Below are 23,053 nucleotides of genomic sequence, written 5' to 3'. Positions count from 1 at the left end.
CTGTCACTACAAACTCCCATGTAAACACCGATATAATAGAAGGAAATAAGGTGTTATAGGAGAGAATTAACATGGCAGAACTTATGAATTGCCCAAATTGTGGCGCAGTATTTGTAAAAACAAATCTTCGTGATGTATGTGAAAAATGCTATAAGGATGAGCAAATCGCATTCGAAACGGTATATAAATTTATTCGAAAAAGAGAAAACCGCACAGCAACTATTTTTGAAGCCTCTGAAGGTACAGGTGTGGATGAAGAATTAATCATCAAGTTCATCCGAACAGGAAAGCTGAAATTGGCTCAATTCCCGAACCTTGGATATCCATGCCAAAAATGTCGTACCATAATCCGTGAAGGGATCTTATGTGACGATTGTTCAAAGGAACTTCGTGGTGAATTATCGACTTTTGAACAGGAAGAAGAACGGAAGAAAGAAATCCGAGAACGTGAAAAAAGAACATATTTTGTGGATTAAAATTTCTAAACATTTTCATGTCACTGCCGATATAAAGGAAAAGACATGAAGTTCGGATAGAAAGTGAGGTTTTACCATGAAAATTAACCAGTTCGGACCTGTAGGAATGAATCCGTATAAAAAGCAGATGAACAAAATTGCTGCAACAGAAAGGTCACCTCAGACAGATAAGGTTGAAATTTCTTCGGCTGCAAAACAGCTACAGGAAACTTCACCTATTACGGTTGAACGCCAGCAAAAAGTAGAAGCACTAAAGCAACAGGTTCAAAACGGAACCTATAAGGTGAATGCAGAAGACGTGGCGAAAAGCGTCTACGATTTTTATTTTAAAAAATAATTTGAGAACGGAGGGTCATTATGTCAGCTGAAAACTTAGTCGTGATGCTCAAAAAAATACTTGCTTTACACCAAAACTTACTTAAGCTATCTGAGCGAAAAACAGACATCTTGAAAAAAGGCGACATCGATGCCCTCAACGAACAGATGAAGGAAGAACAGAAATACATTCTAGCAATCAGACAATTGGAAAATGAACGGATTACAATTGTTGAAAAATGGCTTGGACCTCGTGTTGAAGAAAAGACATTATCGAAGTGTATTGAGGCTGCAAGTGAGCCAATTCGTTCGGAGTTGGCGGGATTACATGAGGATTTAGTTAAAGTGACTCACGAATTAAAGGTCGTGAACGAATTAAATCAGCAGCTCACACACCAATCTTTGCAGTACGTGAACATGTCATTGGACATGCTTCTTCCGCAAGAACAAAACGTCAATTACGGCAACCCGGCGGGAACACAAGAGAAAAAGCAAACACGCTCGATGTTTGATTCGAAAGCTTAGACAACGGAGGATGGAAAAATGGTATCAACCTTTCATGGACTAGAAACAGCACGCCGCGGCATGATGACCCAGCAAAGCGCGCTATATACAACTGGACATAATATCGCAAACGCCAGTACACCTGGCTATACAAGGCAACGCGTTAATTTCACCCAGACAACTCCATACCCATCTCCTGGTCTAAATACGGCGAAAATTCCTGGTCAAGTTGGAACAGGAGTTGAGGCTGGTACAATTCAGCGTGTGCGTGAAGGATTTTTAGACTTACAATTTAGAGGCGAAAATACTAAAAATGGATATTGGGAAGCTCGTACTAACGCAATCTCTAAAATGGAAGATATTTTAAATGAACCGAGTGAAACGGGTTTAGCAAAATCAATGGATCAATTTTGGCAATCGCTTCAGGATCTTAGTGTGAACCCAGAAAACAAAGGGGCCAGAGCGGTTGTTGCACAACGTGGAACTGCTGTTGCTGATACATTTCATTATCTTCACGATTCAATTAAGGGTATCAAACAGGACTTAGGAAACGAGTTGAGCGTTTCATTAAAAAATGTGAATACCATTCTTGAAAAAATCGCAGGTCTTAATAGTCAAATCTCAGAAATTGAACCTGTTGGTTATTTACCAAATGATCTTTATGATCAGAGAGATATGTTAGTAGATGAGCTTTCAAAATTTATTGACATAAAAGTGGAGCAAAAAGGTACTGGTGGTAATGCTTTAGATATTGCTGAAGGAATTTATGATATTAAACTAGCAAGTGGTGAGACTCTGGTAAGTGGTTCTATCTTTAATAGATTCGCTGTTAGCCCGAATAATGGAAGCAGTGATCAAACAATTCCAGGAGATGTCATTCAAAAAATTAATATTGTATCAAGTACTGGAACGACTGAAATTAATGCTTATGATATACCATCAGGAAAAATTAAAGCTCTAGTTGAATCTTTCGGATATGAAAATGCAACAGGTAATACGGAGGGTCTTTTTCCACAGATGCTAGATGATTTAGACCAAATGGCTTATACATTTATTACTGAATTTAACGCACAGCACCAAAAAGGCTGGTCACTCGATCGAAATGGAGGCAATTCTAGTCAAACAAGTCTCAATTTCTTTGAACCAGCAAATGATTACAAAGGTGCAGCTAAAGCAATAGCGGTTAATCAACAAATTCTTGATAACAATGATTTAATTGCCGCTTCAAGTGAAGCAAACGTATCTGGAAACGGTATAAACGCAATTAACCTTGCTGGAGTAAAACAAACAGCGCTATCAGGATCACCCTTAGCTGGTTCAAACGGTTTTGTTTCTGAAGGAACACTGGAAACCTTCTACCAAGGGTTAATTGGAGATTTAGGAGTTAAAGGCCAACATGCAAGACAAATGGAAACGAACAGTGCGATATTGAAAGATACTGTAGAGAAAAATCGTCGATCGGTTTCCTCAGTATCTTTAGATGAAGAAATGACAAATATGATTACATTCCAACACGCTTACAATGCAGCAGCAAGACAAATTACAGTGATTGATGAAATGCTAGACAAAATTATAAATGGTATGGGTGTTGTAGGAAGGTAGGTGTTAAATAATGCGAGTTACTCAATCGATGCTTTCAAATAATATGCTACGTCATTTGTCCGGAAGCTATTCAAAAATGGGGAAAATTCAAGAGCAGCTTATGACAGGGAAAAAAATCAATCGTCCTTCAGATGATCCGGTTGTGGCGATGAAGGGTATTGGGTATCGAACGAATTTGGATAAAGTTCAACAATTTCAAAGGAATATTGGTGAGGTTCATAACTGGTTAGATACAACAGATGAGACGCTGAATCAAGTTACTAGTGCCATGCATCGTGTTTCCGAGTTGTTAGTACAAGCATCTACCGATTCACTTACGCCAGATGATCGTGAGAAAATAGCTGTAGAAATGGAACAACTCCAGAAACAGATTGTTGATTTCGCGAATACGAAGGTAGGAGACAAGTATTTATTTAGTGGAACAAATACATTACAACCATTATTTAATGGATATCCTATAACAGGTAATTTGAATGTGAATCCTACTGCCAATAGCAACAAAGTTGAGATTGAAGTTTTTAATGGAATTACTCTTGATGTCAATGCAGATGGACATACATTTTTTGCTTCGGCAAATGGAGTTGTTGCAAAGCTTGGTGAGATTATAGGAGCATTAAAAGACCCAACTAAAAGTGGGGCAGACCTTACTGGGTATATATCAGATATCGAAATTCAAAAGGATAATTTGTTACTTCTTCGTGCTGAGACTGGTGCAAAACAAAACCGTGTTGAGATGATGGAAAACCGTTTAAATAGTCAGGAAATAACAGCTGTAAAGCTTTTAGCAGAAAATGAAGATGCAGATATTGAAAAAGTAATTACAGAGTTAACAGCACAAGAGAGTCTTCATCGAGCAGCTCTTAGTGTAGGTGCAAGAATCATTCAACCATCTTTAATAGATTTTTTACGGTAAGCTATCTTTTGTAGATAGCTTTTTTACTAGGAGTGTATAAAGCATGAGACTTCCGCAAATAAGATTAGAAAGTAAACAAGCACAAATTGGAATCGAAACAGCCAATGCAAGAACAGAAACTAAGCAACCAATGGCTGAATTATCGATTCAACAGCCAAAGGCAGATATCACGATGGAAACAACTACTCCCAAATTAACAATTGACCAAACAGAAGCTTGGGCCGAAATGGGCTTAAAGAATATCTTACGGAGTATTGAGGAATTAGCTCAGCAGGGAAAAGAGGATTTGCTCGTCGGGATTGCAAGAAGAGCTCAACAAGGAAATGAATTAATGGAAATTGAAAATGGTGGAAATCCATTAGCAAGGCAAGCGAAAGAAAATGGTCAAAAGCCCATGAAGGAATTTAACATTGGCTATATTCCATCCTTTGGTAGTGTGAAGATTCATTATGACCCTCGTAAAGTGGACATTAAGGTAACACCTCATAAACCTATTATTGATGTTCAAGTAAATAAGCCAATCGTTGATTATTATCAGGGTAAAGTCGATATTTATTTGAGGCAAAGAAATGAACTAAAAATTGATTTTGAAAATATTGATGTTAAGGCATAATAAGGGAAGAGGATGGTGACAAATGGTCATTCAAACAAAGTACCATGGAGAAATTGAGATAAAAGAGAATGACATTATAAAGTTTCCTAATGGTATTCCAGGATTTATAGAGGAAAAACAATTCGTATTGTTGCCAATAAACAAAGAATCACCTTTCTTCATTTTACAATCAATACATACTGATGAAGTAGGTTTTGTAGTTGTGAATCCATTTCTTTTTTTACATGACTATGAATTTTTATTGTCAAAAGTAGAAAAAGAAACTTTGAAGGTAGATACTGATCAAGATGTACAAGTATATACGATAGTTACATTAAAAGAACCTTTTGGAGAATCGACAGCAAATTTACAAGGTCCGATCATACTTAATGGAAACAAAAAGATTGGAAAACAAGTAATTTTGAATGATTCGCCATATACAACTAGGCATAAACTCTTTGCTGAAAAAATAATTAAATAGGGAGGTGGAAGTATGCTTGTTTTATCAAGAAAAGTAAATGAAGCCATTCAGATAGGCGATGAAGTAGAAATAACGATTCTTTCTGTTCAAGGTGATCAAATAAAATTAGGAATCAATGCCCCAAAACATGTTGACATACATCGGAAAGAAGTATATTTATCGATACAAGAATCAAATAATGAAGCTGCTTCTATCTCTACAACCTTATTAGATCAAATAAAGAATCAAAAATTCTAACCTTAAGTCACGATGCTTAAGGTTTTTTTGGAAAAAAATCAAAAAAACTTTTAGAAACTATTAAACTTCTAAAAATCATGTCGATATATTTAATGTAAGGCAAACAAAGCTTAAGGCGGCCGACTTTAGCTTAATAATAACCACATGGATGTGGACAAACCCATTTTCAAGGAGGAAAAATAAAATGATTATCAATCACAATTTAAATGCAATGAACTCACACCGTCAGATGGGCATGAATGTAAACAATGCTGCAAAATCAATGGAGAAATTATCTTCAGGTCTTCGTATTAACCGTGCTGGTGACGATGCTGCTGGGCTTTCAATCTCTGAAAAAATGCGTGGTCAAATTCGTGGATTAGACCAAGCGAGTCGCAACTCTCAAGATGCAATTTCTTTAATCCAAACAGCAGAAGGTGCACTTAATGAAACTCATGCTATCTTACAGCGTCAGAGAGAACTAATTGTTCAAGCAGGTAATGGTGGTACACTTGAAACTGAAGATCTTAATGCAATTAAAGCAGAGATTACAGAGCTAAATGCGGAACTAGATGGAATCGCTGAACGTACACAATTCAATGGAAAGAAATTATTAGATGGAGGTTTTGCAAGCGACTTCCAAATTGGAGCTAATGGAGGACAAAAACTTACTCTAACAATAGCTACAAAAATGGATTCTGGTACTTTAGGCGTTAGTGCACTGGCTCCAGATGGCACATCAGGACAAACTACTACAGATCTTGGTCTTGTTGATACAGCAATTAAAACGGTGTCAGGTATACGTTCATCTCTTGGTGCAAATCAAAATCGTTTAGAGCATACTATTAAAAACCTTGATAATGCTGCTGAAAACCTACAAGCTGCAGAATCCCGAATTCGTGATGTTGATATGGCTAAAGAAATGATGAATTTCACTAAGAATAATATTCTTAACCAAGCATCTCAAGCTATGCTTGCACAAGCTAATCAACAACCACAAGCTGTATTACAATTATTACGTTAATAATTTTAGAAAGAAAAGGAATGGAGTTCATTCCTTTTCTTTTATTAAAAATATTAATCTTTCTAGATAGACACCTAAAGATATAGATTTCTATCTAGAAAGATTAAACTTAAAGGAGTAACAACTATGTCTAATACAAAATTAGTTGAAATGCTAATTCCAGAATATGTTAAAGGATTTTCTTGCATTGGATCAGCATGTGAAGATACTTGTTGTGCTGGTTGGAGAGTGAATATAGATGAAGAAACATATAAAAAATATAAAAAAGTTAAACAAGTTGATATAAAGTCTAGATTAGAAAAAAATATTAGTCGGAACCGTTCTAATCCTACGAAGAATAATATTGCAAAAATGAAAATGATTAAGGGTAAATGTTCCTTTTTAAGTGAAGAAGGCTGGTGTGATATTCAAACGAAGCTAGGCGAGGATTATTTATGTAATACATGTGCTGTATATCCTAGAATTAACAACAAAGTGAATGAAATAGTTGAGCAAAGTCTAACCTTATCTTGTCCTGAAGCTTCTAGATTGGTATTGTTTAATGAGGATGGTATAAAATTTGAACAAGGTCAAAAAGAAATGGAAATTAGACTTCTTTCAAGTTTAGTTAATACCAGTAATAAAGAAATCACCCATTGGACAGACCTTTTTAACGAATATCGATATATTACGATTTCAGTTTTACAAAATAGGGAGTACAGTCTCGAAGAGCGTTTACTAATTTTAGGATTATTTTATAACGAGCTTCAGGAATGTATAAATAAGAATAGGGTAAATGATATTCCCGACATCATGGGACAATATCTAAAAAGTGTGGAAGATTACACATTTAAAGGCGCTTTTAAAAATATTTCTAAAAGAATGGATATACACTTACGTTTATGTCAAGAACTTTTAGTATTGCGTTTAAATGGACGAGTAGCTTCTACAAGATATTTAGAATGTTCAAGAGACATGTTATCTGGGTTAAGGATTGAAGAAGGTACTACAAATGAACAAACTCAAGAACAATATCAATATGCCTACAGTAAGTATTATGAAGCATTTATGCAAGAGAAAGGATATATGCTAGAAAATTATCTTGTAAATTATGTGTTTAAAAATTGTTTACCGATAGATTGTGGTTCTCCATTTGAAAGTTATTCACGAATGATTCTATTATATGCATTAATAAAAGTGCATTTAGTTGGGATAGCAAATCATCATAAAGGATTAACATCAGAGTTAGTTATCAAACTTGTCCAATCCCTTTCGAAAACTTTTGAGCACAATCCTGAATACCTTGAAAAAATATTTAAATTGATGAAAGAAAAAGATTTATTGACATTAACCTATATGTCTATATTAATTAATAATTAGTATCATAAAGGAATAGGTTAGTTTTTGCTAACTAGCAGACATAATCTGTTTAAATCTATCTTAGGAAGACTCTAGTTATGCTAGGGTCTTTTTTCATAGATTTTGTAAAGGAGTAGTTATGAATGGCAATGTTTTTTAAACCAGATGAAATTAGAAGTTTGACTGTTGAAGAATTAGAAGCACCTAGAAGGCAGATAAAGGAGCATTACCAATTAACAGAACTCTTGTTAATAAGGTAAACCCAAAACAATGTGACGTCTAGAAGTAATGATAAGGATTAGTACGTATATCAAAAAAATCTAGACTTGTCATAATAGAAGAAATCTGTTCAGAAGTATAAAACAATTCAGAGATACTGACAGGGACAAATCGGGAAAGGTGAACTGTGCCCTGAAAGCACATGCATTTGATTACTAGCCTTAGAAAATGAAACAATACATACTACATCACGGTAACAAAGCAACCTTCAGACATATATTATAAAATTGAACTTACGTTTGTTTTATGAGTGCAAGATGTTCGAGAAACAAGCGACCTAAGCCTCTACTTCAATTGTGGGAGTAGGGGCTATTTTATTTTAGGAGGAATGTTTAGGTGAGAAGGTATGATTACGGAATACAGTTACAGTTTCCATTGATTGATGTAGTAAAGGAGAAGAAGCAGGAGCCACTAAAGTGAGTGAACATTGTTAGTCTAAAGATGGTTTGGGAGTAAAGTTTGTTGCACAAATATCGTAAGAGTAAGTCACCAGAGGATGCATACCAGCTACTTAAGCCATTTTTAGTGGATTCTAATCGTGAACAGATCATGCTTATAACATTAGATACGAAGAACCAACCAACTGCCATTCATACGGTTAGTGTAGGAACATTGAATTCAAGTCTCGTATCCAAGGGAGGTGATGAAAGTTGCCATTCTAGCTAATTCTGCTTGGATCATTGTAGAGCACAATCATCCGAACCAAATTCCATCTGAATCAAGAGAAGATGTGGAGGTCACAAGCGTTTAGCTGAGGCTGGTAAGATACTAGGCATAAACTGATTGATCATTTGATCATCTGCGAGGACAAGTTTGTTTCACTCAAAGAAATAGGACATCTGTAAAGGAGGGCTGTAGTCGTAGGGATTACAGATCGTAGTGTTCGAGATGTGCTAGAAAAATTCTGCAATCAGTATGAAGGATAAAATATGCAAGACTTTAAAGAAGGTAGGTAGTACAAATTCAAAGCAGCATGGAATGGTCTATTAATGACACTCATGATCGTAACAAACATGCCTTAATATGATAAGCGTAAAGATCATTATTCATTACAGGGACATACCTATTTTATGTAAAATACATTCTTAAAGCTTTAGTTCAAGTTCAGCTTATTGGTATGTACCATGAGTCTTCAGGATTGCTTGATCTATTTCGTTTAAGTATTCATCAATACCTTTAATTAAACTCTTCTAAATAATAAATTCAAATTTGTAATAATTGGATAAATAATCCAACTTATGGTTATTATAGTTTCAATAGAATTGTTTATCAAAATGGTATGGGTGGTTTCGGCTGTGGAGAGGCTGTAGCTAAGGCGAGTGAGCACTTGGAAGGATTTAAGGAAAAGAATAATTTTTTGAGGATTTCATTAACAGATTTTCATCATGTAGGAGATGGAATACAAAATACCTTATTTTCTCAAATTCATACTATAGTTCAAAAAAAAATAATGGTCAGATCGATAATAATATTAAATCCGTGGACCTAGGTTTTGATAATGGAAAAATAGAAAAGTATCAAAGTGAAATAAAAAAGTTAGATGCATTTAGGTAGATATATAATTATAATAATCTACATTATAAAAATAACGATGTGCTAGTTGTTTTAAATTCTAATCATGGACATACATTTTTTTAAGAGGAATCATATTCCCCTCATGAGATCAAAAGAACTGTCCCTTTTATGTTATATGGAAAAAGTGTAACCAATATACAATCAGAAGAAATGATAAATTTTATAAAGAAAAAGTTAACATGTGGAAAGAAGTTATTTTTATGCATATTAAGGAAAATATCAAGGTTTAATTATTCGTATTATTGGTTCTATTCTTATACAACAAGTAGTAAACTATCAAAGCTAAAGGTTATATATTCAGTTAATACCATGCACACAATGTTTCATGTAAACAACATGGACTTTTTGTTGTTGCAATTTGCTTACTACAATCAGGCTTTTTTTATTCATTTACTTAAATCCTCTCAATTTTTGAAAGGTTTATCCGATATATAAACTAAGTATAAAAAAATAATATGGATGTTACCTATAACCACGAAAGATTTTTGATGTATTTAGGTAAGGAGGGAAAAGGTATGTTAAATAGTACCACGATTAGATTTTCAGGTTTAGCCTCAGGCTTAGACACAGAAAGTATGGTAAAGGAGTTAGTTAATGCTCAAAAGCATAGGTTAATTAAATTACAGCAAGCGAAAACAATGAATATATGGAAAACAGATGCTTATCGAGAAATTAATAGTAAGCTTGTAAGCTTTCGATCTGCAACTGAGCATCTAAGACTTCAAACCCCCTTTAATAAACAGACTACGACAGTGACACAACCTGAAAAATTGGGAGCCACAGTTACAGGATTACCATCTTCTTCAACTTACACCATAAGTGAAGCAACTATGGCTACAGAGGCTAGAGGTGCTACTGTTAGTTTTAAATTAAATATTGCAGAGGGGGTAGCCCTAGATGAAGAGATTTCTTTTAAACTTAATGGAATTGATGTTAGCATTGGAGCTGCAGACACAATAGCATCTACCATTACTAAAATAAATGATGCTGGAGCAGGTGTTGTTACAGCCTCTTACTTTAAAGATGGAAATTCATTAATTCTAACTAGTACGAATAAAGCAGCAGCATCTGAGATCTCTATCACTAATTTAACAGTAAATGGTGATACAGCTATAACTGCAAATAAGATAGGGCTCATAAATGGGACAATAAATGAAAGTACAGATAGCTTTTCTTCAAATGGTGTATCCACAGCTAAAGGTGCCGATGCCGTTGCTGCGAAAGTTGTCATAAATGGATTGACAATTAATCCAACAGGGAACAGCTTTACTTTTGATGGAATTAAATTCGATTTGAAGGCAAATATCACACCCGATCAACCGGTGTCTGTTGGAACAAAAAAAGATACATCAGTTGTTTTTGACAGCATTAAAAATTTTGTGGATAAGTACAATGAACTGGTTGAGGAGCTTAATGGAAAGATATCAGAGAAACGCTACAGGGATTTTCCTCCTCTAACAGAGGAACAAAAAAATGAAATGACAGATCGGGAAATTGAGCTTTGGGAAGAAAAAGCTCAAAGCGGAATGTTAAATGGGGACCATACTGTTTCTAGGCTTCTCACAGATTTAAGATCTAGTTTAGGGACTGCTGTTGGGACGGGGGATGCGGGATTTCAATCTTTATTTGATATTGGCATTACAACTAGTAAAAATTGGCGAGAAAATGGCAAGTTAGAAATCGATGAAAAAAAGCTAAATGCAGCTTTAGAAAATAATATGGATAGTATCATAAAGCTTTTTACTTCAAGAAGTACAGAAACTGGTACGACTGTAACCAATGTCCAAAAACATAATGAAAGTGGCTTAGGTATCAGATTATACGAACGATTAAATTTTGGAATTTCTGAACTAAGTTCAAAGGCAGGTTCTCCTAATCTATCTATTGACGTAAATAGTATGATGGCTAAAGAGCTGAAAAATATAGAAGGCGGGATATCCAGAGAAGAGGATCGTTTAGCTCGAGTTGAAGATCGTTACTGGAAACAGTTTCAAGCGATGGAATTGGCTATGCAAAGAGCTAACTCTCAAAGCGGTTGGCTTATGCAGCAATTCGGTGGAGGGATGTAAAAAATAGCGAAGTGGGGGATTTGAACCCTTCACTTTGTTTTTTCATTTAGAGCTATAACAAAAACTCATCTAAGCATTTGGTTATAAATTTCTACTAAATGTAAATGAATTATTGCCGATATTAGCAATAGATTTGGTTTGTTCAGTCGAAAGGAGAAGACTAGTATGGTAATTAAAGATATTTCCTTTGATTCTTCTGTTTTTAAGAACGCTGATATTTCAAGTAGAAATAATGAATTGATTATTGATCACATACAACCAAAAGAAGATAAACATGTAGAGGAAAATATACTAGTTTCAAAGGAAAAGCTTGAAGATGTGGTGGATGTGATGAATGATTTTTTATCTCCAACAACTACTGCATTAAAGTTTGAATTACATGAAGAATTACAAAAATACTACGTAAAGATTATTGATACAAATTCAAATGAAGTTGTCCGTGAGATACCATCAAAGAAATTGCTGGATATCTATGCGTCAATGACAAATTATTTGGGGCTCTTTTTTGATAATAAAGCTTAAAATTGATTTTCTAGTTTTTTAATAGTAAAGAAGGAGTAGATGAAAAATGGCTGTGAATAATCCATATCAAACCTATCAAAAGAATTCATTTTCAACTGCATCGCCAGGTGAGTTAACATTAATGCTCTATAACGGTTGTCTTAAATTTATAACAACGGCCCGAGTTGCAATTCAAGAAAACGATATTAGTGAAAAAAATACTAATTTGATTAAGGCGCAAAATATTATCCAGGAACTTATGGTTACATTAAATATGGAAAATGAGATTTCAAAGCAAATGATTGTAATGTATGACTATATTAAATCACTCCTAATCGAAGCTAACATAAATAATGACCTTCAAATATTAGAAGAAGCAGAGGGATATGTGACAGAATTTAGAGATACATGGAAACAAGTTATTCAAGTGAACCGTCAAAAACAATATCAAGGTGGACAAGTATAGTGAACGCACTTTTGTCACTAAACGGTATAACAAAAGAATTACTAGAGTTATTAGAGCAACCGATTCCGAAAGAGAATCGTGATAGTTTTATTGAAAGAATCACTTCTTTTTTAGACTTGAGGGACAGAGCTATAAAAGAAATTGCTCCTCCCTACACTGATGAAGAAAAGAAGTTAGGTGCTGAAATTGTCCTTATCAACAAAATCATTGATGCTAAACTAGCGGAAATCAAACTCGAGATCCAAACGGATTTAGCCCAATTGAAAAAAAGTAAAGCTACTTCAAAAAAATATGCTAACCCTTATCAAGCTGGACCGGCAGATGGAATGTTTTTTGATAAAAGAAAATAGAGATGGTTCCGAGTAGTGTATCTGCTACTCGGTTTGTTTTGCTAGATTTTTCTGTTAAATAAGGATAAATTGACTATAACTAGTAAAATAGACCTTTTCAATTCGCTGGTAAAATAGTATGATAATAGTTAATGAATAATAAAAAACCAAAGTGAAAAAGGCAAACTATGGGAAATCGTAGGACGCAAAGCCAAGGGCCTGACCCACAATCAGTGGATGGTAGCCGGTTGCCACAAGGAATCATAGTCTATTTACCTATGAACCTTGTATGAGGTTCTTTTTCTTTTGGCTTTTTTTAGAAAGGTAGGACTAAAGGATGAAGAAAATCTTGAAGAGAAACGTCACTATTCTTGCATTGCTTCTAATGGTTGTTCAATTATTCTTTCCATTCGGCAATGCACTCGCTAATGGTAGTATGCTGCCACCAAGTGATATTTCGTATCAGGAGGTAACTCCAGATGATATTAAACTCAGTTGGAATTCTGTGTATGGCGCAACAGGATACAATATTTATGAAATTACTGAAGGGCAACTCATTTTAAAACAAAAGGTGACTTCTAATAGCTATCTAATGAAGGATCTTCCAGAAGGAACCTATACATTTGTCATTTCAACCTTAAACTCAGATGGTGAGTCTGGACCTAGTGCACCAATTAGTTTTACTGTCACATACCCAGAGATGGCTGCGCCAGCAAATCTTTCTTATAAAATTTCGAATGGAAACAATGTTGTTTTAACATGGGATGCAGTTAAATATGCGGAAGTCTATAAACTCTATCGGGTTTCTGAAAGTGGCGAGTTTACGTTACTAGACTCTCCAACGAAGAATAATTACACAATTACGAATGCAGCAGAAGGAACCTATCAATATGCTGTTTCTGCGGATAACGTATTATATGGAGAATCTCCTTCTTCAGCACCTATCCTTGCTGAGGTGGTTCATCCAACGATGGTAACACCAAGTAATTTCAAATACTCTATTACAAATGGGAATGATGTTACTTTCAGTTGGACATCCGTTCCTTATTCAACAGAATATAGATTATATGAAATTACCGAAAATGGTAAAGAGCTTGTTGGAACAACAACTAATACGTCTATTAAACTATCAAATGTTGCACCAGGAAGTTATAAGTATGAAGTTCAATCATTTAGTGACCGCTTTGGAGAATCCAGTGGTGGAGACGGTCTAACAGTTGTTTTAGATGAAATTACCATGGCTGCACCAGCAAATTTTTCATATCAATTATTAAACCTAAATGATATAAAGCTAACTTGGGATAGTGCCCCAAATGCAAAAGAATATAAAATCTATCAAATCATCGATGGTGAAAAAGTATTAAAAAGTACGGTTACAAATACGTCCATCACCTATTCTAAGGCGGAAGCAGGTAAGTATGAATTTGTAATCCATTCCTACAATGATAGATTTGGAGAATCACAAGAGAGTGCGAGTGTTTCATTGACGATTGATCACGTTGAAATGCAGGCACCGAGCAAAGTAACGTCTTATGTAAAAAATGGTAATGATGTTGTATTGGAATGGGAACCAACTTCTAATACCAACAATTATTATGTTTATCAAGTAAAAGATGATGGATCTAAAGTAAGAGTAAGAACATTATCAAGTACGTCTACTACGACTACTATTGGAAATATGGCAGAAGGAAACTATAAATATGTAGTCCATTCTTATTCATCAAGGTTCGGTGAATCAGTGGAGGGAACTGAAACAACAATTTCAGTTGTTCACCCCGAAATGGCTGCACCAACAAATGTTACGAAGACAATTAAGAGTGAGACATCTTTTAGTCTAGAATGGGAAGCTGTTGAATATGCAACATCCTATAAGATTTATCAGATTGAAAACGGAGAAAAGGTTCTGAAGGCAACAACTACTAGTACAAATAGAACTTTCTCAAATATGTCTGCTGGGGAATACACTTATGAGATTTACTCACTATCTTCAAAATTTGGTGAATCTGAGACAGGTACTCAAGTAAGTGTTACTGTTGAGGGACTTACAATTAAAGCACCAACAAATCTAAAGTATGATATCAGAAATGGAAATGATATATATCTTTCATGGACGGGTGCAGAATTTGCGACAAATTACAATGTTTATCAGGTTATCGATGGAGAGAAAGTTCTCGTAAGAAATGTAACGTCAAGTTTAATACCTATTACGAACCAACCTGAAGGAGACTACCATTTAGTCGTTCATTCAAACTCTACAATTCACGGTGAATCGAAGTTTGGGGCTGAAATATTTGTAAACTTGGTCCATCCAGAAATGGAGAACCCAGCAAATCTTAACCCTGCTATTGTTAATGGAAATGATATTAAACTTTCATGGGAAAAGGCTGATTATGCTGATTCTTACAATGTCTATGAGGTAATAGGTGACCAAAAGGAATTAGTGAAAAATATTACTTCGAATATATATACAATAAGCAATGTAACTGAGGGAAAACATTCCTATGTTGTCCATTCTGTAAGTAAACGTTTTGGGGAATCAGTAGAGGGTAGCACTGTTTCTTTAGAAGTAGTATTTCCAATTATGCAAGCCCCTGAAAACTTAACAACAAATATATTGAACGGTAATGACATTCAATTAAAGTGGACTTCATCAGATTACGCTAAGTCTTACAATATCTATCAAATTATAGATGGTGAAAAAGTATTACTAAAAACAGTAACAGGAACGAGTAATACATTTACAAATCAACCTGAAGGCAACTACGAATACGAGGTGTATTCATACAGTGACCGCTTTGGAGAATCTCCAAAAAGTAGTGCGATTTCGCTTACTTTGGTTCATCCTATCATGCAGGCACCTGAAAATGTGACAAACAGTATTTCAAACGGAAATAACATCATCCTTAAATGGGATAAGGTAGAGTTTGCAAAAGAATACAATGTGTATCAAATGATCGATGGAGAAAAGGTATTCCAACGTAAAACTACAGGTACATCAATGACATTCAGTAATATGCCTGAAGGTGATTACAACTATGTCGTCCATTCTTATAGTGACCGTTTTGATGAGTCTCCTGAGAGTAGTTCAATTGAGCTAACATTAATCTGGCCTGAGGTACAGCCGGCCCAGCTAGAGGGAGTAATTAATGACGTAAACAATATTACGTTAAAATGGACAAAGGCTGATTGGGCAAATCGATATAAAGTGTATCAAATAACCGCCGATAGTCGAAAGCAAGTTTATGATGGAACAGCAACAAGCACTAAAGTTTATAATTTAACCGAAGATAGCCATTCCTTTGAAGTAATTGCTTATCATACTACTTTCGGTGAAGCCGTTCCTTCAAACCAGATTACAGAAAATATCATCTATCCAGTTATGCAACCACCTGTCGCAACCTTGAAACTATTAAGCGATACAAGTGCAAGAATTAGCTGGGATTTCGTAACCTATGCAAATGGATATAACATCTATGAAATTATTGATGGAGAGAAAGTTTTAATAGCTGAAAAGGTTAATAATCTATCTTATACAATCAATAATCTTTCATATGCAAACCATGAATATATTGTTACTTCTGTTAGTAATTCATTTGGAGAGTCAGCTCCTTCAAATGTTGTACTTGCTAAATTGATTATCGATGAAGAAGCGCCTGTTACATCAATCGATGCACCGACTGATTGGGTGAATGAGAGTGTTGATGTCCGTCTAGCGGCTACTGATAATGAAGTAGGGGTTGAAAAAACATTCTATTCTCTAGATAATGGAGTATTCGTTGAGGGAACTTCATTCACGATCCAAGAGGAAGGGACCCACAAGGTTGATTATTACTCTGTTGATAAAGTCGGTAATACGGAAAAAATAAAAACAGCTGAAGTAAAGATTGACAAAACAAAACCAACAACATTATCAAATGTAGAAGATGCTTGGAACAATAAGGACTTCTTAGTAGAACTAACAGCTTCCGATAACTTAAGTGGTGTTGCTAAAACGTTCTATTCATATGATGGTCTTATTTTTGTAGAAGGATCAGGCTTCATTGTCAAAGAAGAAGCAGTGAATAATATTTATTTCTATAGTATTGACGAAGCGGGGAATAAAGAAGATATCCAAACTGTGGAAGTTAAAGTGGACAAAACAGCTCCTGGTACAACTTCTAATGTTGAAAATGTATGGTCTAAAAAAGACGTACAAGTTGAGTTATCAGTAACTGACAACTTAAGTGGCGTAGCTCAAACATTCTATTCTGTTAATGGATCTGAGTTTGTAGAGGGTACAAGCTTAATAGTAAGTGAAGAAGGTGTAACCGAAGTATCTTTCTACAGTGTAGATGTTGCAGGTAACGTTGAAGATGTCCAAACAGTACAAGTTAAAGTGGACAAAACAGCACCAGAAACAACATCAAATGTTGAAGAGGTATGGTCTAACGAAGAAGTCCAGGTTGAGTTATCAGTAACCGACAACTTAAGCGGAGTAGCTCATACATTCTATTCTATAAACGGCTCTGAGTTTGTAGAGGGTACAAGCCTAATAGTAAGTGAAGAAGGAATAACTGAAGTTTCTTTCTACAGTGTTGACTTAGCAGGAAATGTTGAAGAAGTTCAAACCGTACAGGTCAAAATCGACAAAACTGCACCAACCATTAACCTAGACCTAGCAGACGAGTATGCGTTGGGAACAGATTTAAAATTAGCTTATACTGCAACTGATAATCTATCTGGAGTTGCACATGAACAAATGACTGTGAATGGTCAAATTGTTCAAAACGGTGGAAATATTTCATTCGACCAACCAGGTCAATATGTAATTGAGATTGAAGCAACAGATCACGCCAGATGGACAACAAAGGTTACAAAAACAATCCTTGTTTATATTCCAGCAACTGTTGAAGTATTGCCTAAGGTTATGAATGGAAACAAAGGTGTATTCACCGTTCAAGTTTTGTTACCAATGGGGTATAGCCCTACAGACTTTGATTTAGATGAAGTAACTCTTAATGGAGTTTCGGCCCTAACATCAAAAAAAGGCTATTACCAACAAGCGAAAAAAGGTCAGTTCAAGTTCGAACGACAAGACTTCTTCTGGGTTCGTGGTCAAATGATGATGAACTTCGAAGGAAAACTAGGCAATTTCATAGTAAAAGGCCAAACTGAAATGAAAGTAATTAAATAATTTTTGAGAGGTATCCAATATGGAGCTTAGCTGCATTTGGATGCCTTTTTCATGTAAAAGAATAACTAAATATCTTACACTACGTCTGTTTCTCCTTCCCAATCAGTACCCTTCCACCCTGAAAATAGGAATACCTTCCTAGTTAAATCCTTAAAAATAGGAATACCTGGTGATATTAATAATTGACAAAATTCGTCAAAATGATAGTATAAAAGACGCTGTTTTTTAATTTGTACTACATAAGTACTATTTGTTTTTTTATTGGAATAATAAATAGGTTCTATTCGTCATTTTATTTACATACCACACAGGTACTATTTACCATTCCAACATACGAGATAACATGCCGATATATTAAGTAAGAGAATACCTTCGACAATGGCAAATCTATTGAAAGATAGGGACGCAAAGCTACGGGTCTAAGGCTATATTAGCTATGATCGCCGGGTTACCGAAAAGGATTGGAACAGAATTTGTTGCGCAGGTTAACTAGTTGTTTTGAACTACGACTATTTACCTATTCAACATGCCCGCCAATATCCTTTTGGTGGGCTTTTTTTATTGTAATTAAACACAGTTCTGCGAAATGGTTTAGGGGGATAAGTATTCATGACATTTAAGGATTTTACTACAGTAATGTTTGATTTACTTGATTTAGAGGAAGTAGAAGTAACTGAAACATCTAGTCTAAGAGATGATTTAAACATAGATTCACTTCAAATGGTTAATTTAACTACAAGTCTAGCGGAGCATTACAAAATTCCGTTTCGTGTGTTTATTAAAAACGGCAGCAAGATTGATATTGTAGGTGAATTATACACCATTGTAACGGAGGAAAAGCTGTGAGTTTTTATACCAGTGTAATAGAAGGGTTAGATAACGATCATTTATCGTTATCTAACTTGGATCGTGGATACTCTGTAAAAGATATTAAAGAATCGGTTGCTTTTTATCAATCTATGTTTGGTATAGATAGTTTAGAAGGTAAAAAGGTAGCAATATTAGTTGAATCCGTAAAAGAAAATATTTCTTTATTCTATGCAATTCGTAATCTCAAAGGAACAGTAATACCTTTAAGCACACAGTCCAAAAGAGATGATTTGGTGGGGGTATTAGATTCACTATACCCACATATTGTTTTCACAGATAACATGATTAAGGGTTTTAACTGTTCTGAAGTAATAAGTGAATGGGCAGAAGGGAATAAAACAAAAACACTCGTTATATCAACAGATGATTATAAAAGTTTCCACACAACTTCCTTAGGTGGCGAAGAAGAATCTTCGCTTTATAATAGAGGGGATTTTATCACATTTTCATCAGGAAGTACTGGAACACCTAAAGGTATTGTTTTCAAAGATAGTGTATTTGAACATACTTTCAAATGTTTACACAGTAGTTGGGAGTTAAAACCCTCGGATAATATTTTTTTCTTTGCACCTACAAGTTCTCTATTCGGAGTAACTGGAATTAACACAATCATAAAAAGTGGGGCGAATTTTATTCACTCAGACGATTTTGACTTGTTAAAAATCGTAAAAATACTGGATAAATGGAAATGTAATAAAATTTCAACCACACCATCCATTTTCAAGGCCATTTACAATTTTGCAAGTAATTTAAAACCAGAAGTTTTAGAAAGATTGGAATTGGTATGCGTGGTAGGCGAAAAGGTATCACCAAACTATATAAGTAATTTTCCAATCATGAAAAATTGTAAGTTCCTATCTCATTTAGGTAGTTCAGAAGCTGGTTCAATTGCCGATGGTTATATAACGGATAAAGATGCTAAAGATATTGACTTTAAAATAGTCAATGAAGCCGAACATAGAGTAGTTGATGGTGAGTTACTCCTAAAAACAGGAGGTTTGTTCACTGAATACTATAATAGTAAATCTTTAACGGATGAAGCATTTGAAAACGGATGGTTTAAAACAGGAGATTTAGTAGAGTTTGGTGATGACGGAACCTTTAAGATTGTAGGTAGAAAAAAAGACGTGATAAAAAAGGGTGGTCGTCACGTAGTTGCTAGTGAAATAGAGAGTGTGATTCAAAAAATTGAAGGGGTAAATAATGTTACGGTCATTGGAGCATCGCATGATATCTATGGAGAGCAGATTGTAGCATTTGTAGCAGCAAAAAATTTGACTTCAAAAAATATTCGTTCTTATTGTGCAAGTCGAGTATCATCCTACAAAATTCCTGATAAGGTCATTTTTTTAGAAGAAATACCTTTAAAAAATAATAAAGTAGATAAACAAAAATTAAAAGCGTTAATTGCGGAGGCAAAATAGTGTGTCGAGAGATGAAAGGTTATTCAACAAAGAAGTCACTTGGCCAGGGGTTACAATGAAGTTGGCATCCCGACTCTGTTAAAAACCCATAAAGTGATTCTACGATATTTTTAATTTTTGAAAAGGGAGAAGAAAATGGAAAAGTTACAAACTAAGTTACAGGAAATGTCCACCGATACAATTATTAAAAAAACCATTCTTGCAAGTATGATGGATAATGGTTTTTGGAGTCGTTGGTATGTACATGGTATTGATGAAGACTTTGTCAAAGCACATAAATCAAAAATGATTACTGCTAAAGGTTGGGTTACAGAACTTTCTAATAAAGCCCAAGAGTACAAAGAAAAAGCAGACACCTTCAAATCTAGTAATGATTTTGCTAAGGCAGAAGAAAACTACCGTAAAGCAGGTATTTATCTAAACCTTGCACAGTGGGTGTACCCTGAACCCCACGGTATAAGAGCCGACTGGTATAAAAAGTGTCTAGATTTGTTCGACCTTGCTGATGAAGTATCTGCTGGTGAAGTCTTTCGTCATACCTTAACAATTAACGGTAAAAACTATGGTGGTCGTATTCACTTACCAGAGTCTGAACCTCAAGGCGTGGTTATCCTTGTCACTCCGACTGACTCTACAAAGGAAGAATTCTATCTGTATGAACAAGACTTCGTAAATGAGGGGTTAGTAGTGATAAGTTTTGACGGGACTGGTCAAGGGGAAACCTTAATGGTTCATGGTCATAAAGCTGACTACCAATCATGGAAGGAATTTACTAAAGGGGTAGTGGAATTTGCTCACTTAAAGTTTCCTAATCTCTCTATCAATCTATTCGGAACAAGTTCAGGTGGTGCTTGGGCGATCGAAGCAAGTAGACATCCACTAGTAGATAAGATCGTATCGGTAAGTCCACCTACTAGGTATGCATCTAATATTAGACTTCCTGATTATTTCCGAAACCGTATGAGTAATATGCTAGTAGACTTTGATACAGGGTATTTACCTACATTTGAGGAAGATAGTGTTTCTGATATTAGTAATATTGTTATCGTACATGGTGAGAAAGACCTCTTAATAGATGGTAAAGAATTAAAGCGAGTGTATAACAACTTTGATGAAGAAAAACGTTTCATAATATACGAAAATGAGGCGCACTGTTGTGATAATAAATTAGGCGAAATAAGACACCGTTCCGCTGAATGGTTCAAGGGAGTAAATATCAATGACATTTAATGATTTTACAGCTACAATGTTCGACTTGCTTGAGCAAGAACAAGTCGAAGTATCTGAAGAAACAAATATTAGGGATGAGTTAGATGTTGATTCCCTTCAAATGGTAAATTTGACAACTATGTTAGCTGACCATTATCAAGTTTCTTTTAGTAACTTTATAGAAAACGCGGATAAAACAGCTACTGTTGGCGGTCTTTATTCCATAGTAAGTGAGGGGTTATCTAAATGAATTTCTATGAAAATATACTAACAGGGTTGGATGATGGGAATGTAACCTTATCATCTCTATCAAAAAGCCTTACTGCAGGAGAATTAAAAACTGAGATTGCTAGGTATGAGGCTTTGTTAGACTATAAGGATTTAAAGGGTAAAGCAGTAGCAGTATTAGTAAATGTAGTAGAGGAGTATATTCCTTTATTCTTTGCAGTCAACAAGCTAAACGCAACGCTAGTACCTGTTAGCTTACAGTCGAGGACAGATGACTTATTAGGGGTATTAAATTCTCTTGACCCTCATATTATTTTCACTATTAATGAGTTATCAGGTTTTTCCTTCTCGACACTCATAAAAGACTGGGCAGAGGGAAGGGATACAAAAACTACAATCTTCACTTCTGATGATTGTACTACGTGGGATAAAACTAATTATGGTCGTATCGAAAAGAGTAATACCTCTGCCAAAGGAGAGTTTGTAACTTTCTCATCAGGAAGTACAGGTCAACCTAAAGGGATAGTATTTGGTAACAGTATTTTCGATTTTACTTATGATTGTCTTTTCAAATGTTGGGATTTAAAACCAACAGATAATATGTTTATATATGCAGCTATAAGTACTTTCAGTGCAGTTGTAGCTATGAAATCAGTAATAAAGGCAGGTTCAAACTTAGTTGTAGCAAGTGAGTTTGATCTAGTAAAAATGATAGAAACTATTGAAAAAACAAATACAAATAAAGTGATGACTACACCTTCAATCTTTAAATCACTTTATAATTTTGCTAGTCGACTAAAACCTGAAGTCTTAAAGAAATTAGAACTTGTATGTTTTATTGGAGAAAAAGTAACACCTAGTATTTTAAAAGCCTTCCCTCTAATAGAAGATTGTACATTCGTAACCCTTTTAGGTAGCTCTGAAGCAGGAGCCATAGGTGATGGGGTAATTACTGATAATGGCGATGAGGAGATCGTGTTAACCTTATTCGATGAAGCTGAGTATAAAGTAGTAGATGGTGAATTGTGGTTAAAAACAGGGAGTATGTTCACGGAATACTACAATAATCCCGTTACTACACAAGAAGCCTTTGAAGATGGATGGTTTAAAACAGGAGACTTAGTAGAGTTTCCTTCTGATAGAACTTTCAAGATAGTGGGTCGTAAGAAGGATGTTATCAAAAAAGCTGGTCGACAGGTAATATCGAATGAGATAGAAACCTTTCTTCAACAGATTGAAGGAATAAAAAATGTCGCAGTTGTAGGTGTACCTCATGATATTTATGGAGAGCAAATTGTGGCTTTTGTAGTTGCTGACGGGGTAACAACTAAAGATATTCGTTCTTATTGTTCAGGTCGAATTTCAGCTTATAAAATTCCTGATAAAGTAATATTTATAGATGAAATGCCTTTAATATCTAATAAGATTGATAAAGTCAAACTAAAATCACTAATTTAATATGGAGGACA

General features: G+C 35.0%; 20 protein-coding genes, 1 pseudogene and 2 riboswitches. All 21 genes and pseudogenes read left to right on the top strand.

Annotated elements, in window-relative coordinates; genetic code table 11:
• Positions 1-71 precede the first annotated feature (71 nt).
• Positions 72-476: a TIGR03826 family flagellar region protein gene (locus V7138_RS12860; protein WP_335397910.1), complete on the top strand. Its 405-nt coding sequence runs from the start codon at positions 72-74 to the stop codon at positions 474-476.
• A gap of 76 nt (positions 477-552) precedes the next feature.
• Positions 553-813, top strand: a complete 261-nt coding sequence (flgM, locus tag V7138_RS12855) for a flagellar biosynthesis anti-sigma factor FlgM (RefSeq protein ID WP_335397908.1) — start codon at positions 553-555, stop codon at positions 811-813.
• A 20-nt stretch (positions 814-833) separates the two neighbouring features.
• Positions 834-1,316: a flagellar protein FlgN gene (locus tag V7138_RS12850; RefSeq protein ID WP_335397905.1), complete on the top strand. Its 483-nt coding sequence runs from the start codon at positions 834-836 to the stop codon at positions 1,314-1,316.
• An 18-nt stretch (positions 1,317-1,334) separates the two neighbouring features.
• Positions 1,335-2,897 (top strand): flagellar hook-associated protein FlgK, encoded by a 1,563-nt coding sequence (flgK, locus tag V7138_RS12845; RefSeq protein WP_335397903.1) that lies wholly within the window; start codon positions 1,335-1,337, stop codon positions 2,895-2,897.
• A 10-nt stretch (positions 2,898-2,907) separates the two neighbouring features.
• Positions 2,908-3,810: a flagellar hook-associated protein FlgL gene (gene flgL / locus V7138_RS12840; RefSeq protein ID WP_335397901.1), complete on the top strand. Its 903-nt coding sequence runs from the start codon at positions 2,908-2,910 to the stop codon at positions 3,808-3,810.
• A 43-nt stretch (positions 3,811-3,853) separates the two neighbouring features.
• Positions 3,854-4,423, top strand: coding sequence for a DUF6470 family protein (locus V7138_RS12835; RefSeq protein WP_335397899.1), 570 nt, complete (start codon positions 3,854-3,856; stop codon positions 4,421-4,423).
• Between the two features lie 22 nt (positions 4,424-4,445).
• The gene (gene fliW / locus V7138_RS12830) at positions 4,446-4,883 is read left to right on the top strand and encodes a flagellar assembly protein FliW (RefSeq protein ID WP_335397897.1); all 438 of its coding nucleotides are present in this window, start codon (positions 4,446-4,448) and stop codon (positions 4,881-4,883) included.
• 12 nt (positions 4,884-4,895) lie between these two features.
• The gene (gene csrA, locus V7138_RS12825) at positions 4,896-5,120 is read left to right on the top strand and encodes a carbon storage regulator CsrA (protein WP_335397895.1); all 225 of its coding nucleotides are present in this window, start codon (positions 4,896-4,898) and stop codon (positions 5,118-5,120) included.
• Positions 5,121-5,304: 184 nt separating this feature from the next.
• The gene (locus V7138_RS12820; protein WP_335398079.1) at positions 5,305-6,123 is read left to right on the top strand and encodes a flagellin; all 819 of its coding nucleotides are present in this window, start codon (positions 5,305-5,307) and stop codon (positions 6,121-6,123) included.
• Between the two features lie 126 nt (positions 6,124-6,249).
• Positions 6,250-7,482 carry a flagellin lysine-N-methylase gene (fliB, locus tag V7138_RS12815; RefSeq protein ID WP_335397893.1) on the top strand — a complete coding sequence of 411 codons (1,233 nt, stop codon included), beginning with the start codon at positions 6,250-6,252 and terminating at the stop codon, positions 7,480-7,482.
• Between the two features lie 783 nt (positions 7,483-8,265).
• Positions 8,266-8,491: pseudogene (locus V7138_RS25305) on the top strand (JAB domain-containing protein).
• 1,339 nt (positions 8,492-9,830) lie between these two features.
• Positions 9,831-11,384, top strand: coding sequence for a flagellar filament capping protein FliD (gene fliD, locus V7138_RS12800; protein ID WP_335397887.1), 1,554 nt, complete (start codon positions 9,831-9,833; stop codon positions 11,382-11,384).
• Between the two features lie 165 nt (positions 11,385-11,549).
• Entirely contained in the window at positions 11,550-11,906 is a 357-nt protein-coding gene (gene flaG / locus V7138_RS12795; protein ID WP_335397885.1) for a flagellar protein FlaG, read from the top strand.
• A gap of 46 nt (positions 11,907-11,952) precedes the next feature.
• On the top strand, positions 11,953-12,351 hold the full coding sequence (gene fliS / locus V7138_RS12790) for a flagellar export chaperone FliS (protein ID WP_335397883.1): 399 nt from the start codon (positions 11,953-11,955) through the stop codon (positions 12,349-12,351).
• Entirely contained in the window at positions 12,351-12,701 is a 351-nt protein-coding gene (locus tag V7138_RS12785; RefSeq protein WP_335397881.1) for a flagellar protein FliT, read from the top strand. The genes fliS and V7138_RS12785 overlap by 1 nt, the downstream gene beginning before the upstream one ends.
• 149 nt (positions 12,702-12,850) lie before the next feature.
• A riboswitch (cyclic di-GMP riboswitch) is annotated at positions 12,851-12,936 on the top strand.
• Between the two features lie 93 nt (positions 12,937-13,029).
• Entirely contained in the window at positions 13,030-17,853 is a 4,824-nt protein-coding gene (locus V7138_RS12780) for an OmpL47-type beta-barrel domain-containing protein (protein ID WP_335397879.1), read from the top strand.
• 370 nt (positions 17,854-18,223) lie between these two features.
• Positions 18,224-18,309: riboswitch (cyclic di-GMP riboswitch) on the top strand.
• 153 nt (positions 18,310-18,462) lie between these two features.
• A complete protein-coding gene (locus V7138_RS12775; RefSeq protein WP_335397878.1) occupies positions 18,463-18,699 on the top strand; it encodes a phosphopantetheine-binding protein in 237 nt (78 codons plus the stop codon).
• Positions 18,696-20,147 (top strand): class I adenylate-forming enzyme family protein, encoded by a 1,452-nt coding sequence (locus tag V7138_RS12770; protein ID WP_335397876.1) that lies wholly within the window; start codon positions 18,696-18,698, stop codon positions 20,145-20,147. Before V7138_RS12775 ends, V7138_RS12770 begins: the two co-directional genes overlap by 4 nt.
• Before the next feature lie 135 nt (positions 20,148-20,282).
• Positions 20,283-21,377, top strand: coding sequence for an alpha/beta hydrolase (locus tag V7138_RS12765; RefSeq protein WP_335397874.1), 1,095 nt, complete (start codon positions 20,283-20,285; stop codon positions 21,375-21,377).
• A complete protein-coding gene (locus V7138_RS12760; RefSeq protein ID WP_335397872.1) occupies positions 21,367-21,606 on the top strand; it encodes a phosphopantetheine-binding protein in 240 nt (79 codons plus the stop codon). Before V7138_RS12765 ends, V7138_RS12760 begins: the two co-directional genes overlap by 11 nt.
• Positions 21,603-23,042, top strand: a complete 1,440-nt coding sequence (locus V7138_RS12755; protein ID WP_335397870.1) for a class I adenylate-forming enzyme family protein — start codon at positions 21,603-21,605, stop codon at positions 23,040-23,042. The genes V7138_RS12760 and V7138_RS12755 overlap by 4 nt, the downstream gene beginning before the upstream one ends.
• Positions 23,043-23,053: the final 11 nt, after the last annotated feature.

Origin of the sequence: Bacillus sp. JJ1533, from assembly GCF_036965045.1 — a bacterium.
Lineage (GTDB): Bacteria > Bacillota > Bacilli > Bacillales > Bacillaceae_L > Ferdinandcohnia.
Note: the sequence above shows the minus strand (reverse complement) of the source record. Positions and strands in the feature narration are given on the sequence as shown.

Bases quoted from the DNA above. Each gene is read 5' to 3' on its own strand.
- V7138_RS12860 (WP_335397910.1), top strand. From the start codon at position 72: ATGGCAGAACTTATGAATTGCCCAAATTGTGGCGCAGTATTTGTAAAA.
- flgM (WP_335397908.1), top strand. From the start codon at position 553: ATGAAAATTAACCAGTTCGGACCTGTAGGAATGAATCCGTATAAAAAG.
- V7138_RS12850 (WP_335397905.1), top strand. From the start codon at position 834: ATGTCAGCTGAAAACTTAGTCGTGATGCTCAAAAAAATACTTGCTTTA.
- flgK (WP_335397903.1), top strand. From the start codon at position 1,335: ATGGTATCAACCTTTCATGGACTAGAAACAGCACGCCGCGGCATGATG.
- flgL (WP_335397901.1), top strand. From the start codon at position 2,908: ATGCGAGTTACTCAATCGATGCTTTCAAATAATATGCTACGTCATTTG.
- V7138_RS12835 (WP_335397899.1), top strand. From the start codon at position 3,854: ATGAGACTTCCGCAAATAAGATTAGAAAGTAAACAAGCACAAATTGGA.
- fliW (WP_335397897.1), top strand. From the start codon at position 4,446: ATGGTCATTCAAACAAAGTACCATGGAGAAATTGAGATAAAAGAGAAT.
- csrA (WP_335397895.1), top strand. From the start codon at position 4,896: ATGCTTGTTTTATCAAGAAAAGTAAATGAAGCCATTCAGATAGGCGAT.
- V7138_RS12820 (WP_335398079.1), top strand. From the start codon at position 5,305: ATGATTATCAATCACAATTTAAATGCAATGAACTCACACCGTCAGATG.
- fliB (WP_335397893.1), top strand. From the start codon at position 6,250: ATGTCTAATACAAAATTAGTTGAAATGCTAATTCCAGAATATGTTAAA.
- fliD (WP_335397887.1), top strand. From the start codon at position 9,831: ATGTTAAATAGTACCACGATTAGATTTTCAGGTTTAGCCTCAGGCTTA.
- flaG (WP_335397885.1), top strand. From the start codon at position 11,550: ATGGTAATTAAAGATATTTCCTTTGATTCTTCTGTTTTTAAGAACGCT.
- fliS (WP_335397883.1), top strand. From the start codon at position 11,953: ATGGCTGTGAATAATCCATATCAAACCTATCAAAAGAATTCATTTTCA.
- V7138_RS12775 (WP_335397878.1), top strand. From the start codon at position 18,463: ATGACATTTAAGGATTTTACTACAGTAATGTTTGATTTACTTGATTTA.
- V7138_RS12765 (WP_335397874.1), top strand. From the start codon at position 20,283: ATGGAAAAGTTACAAACTAAGTTACAGGAAATGTCCACCGATACAATT.
- V7138_RS12760 (WP_335397872.1), top strand. From the start codon at position 21,367: ATGACATTTAATGATTTTACAGCTACAATGTTCGACTTGCTTGAGCAA.
- V7138_RS12755 (WP_335397870.1), top strand. From the start codon at position 21,603: ATGAATTTCTATGAAAATATACTAACAGGGTTGGATGATGGGAATGTA.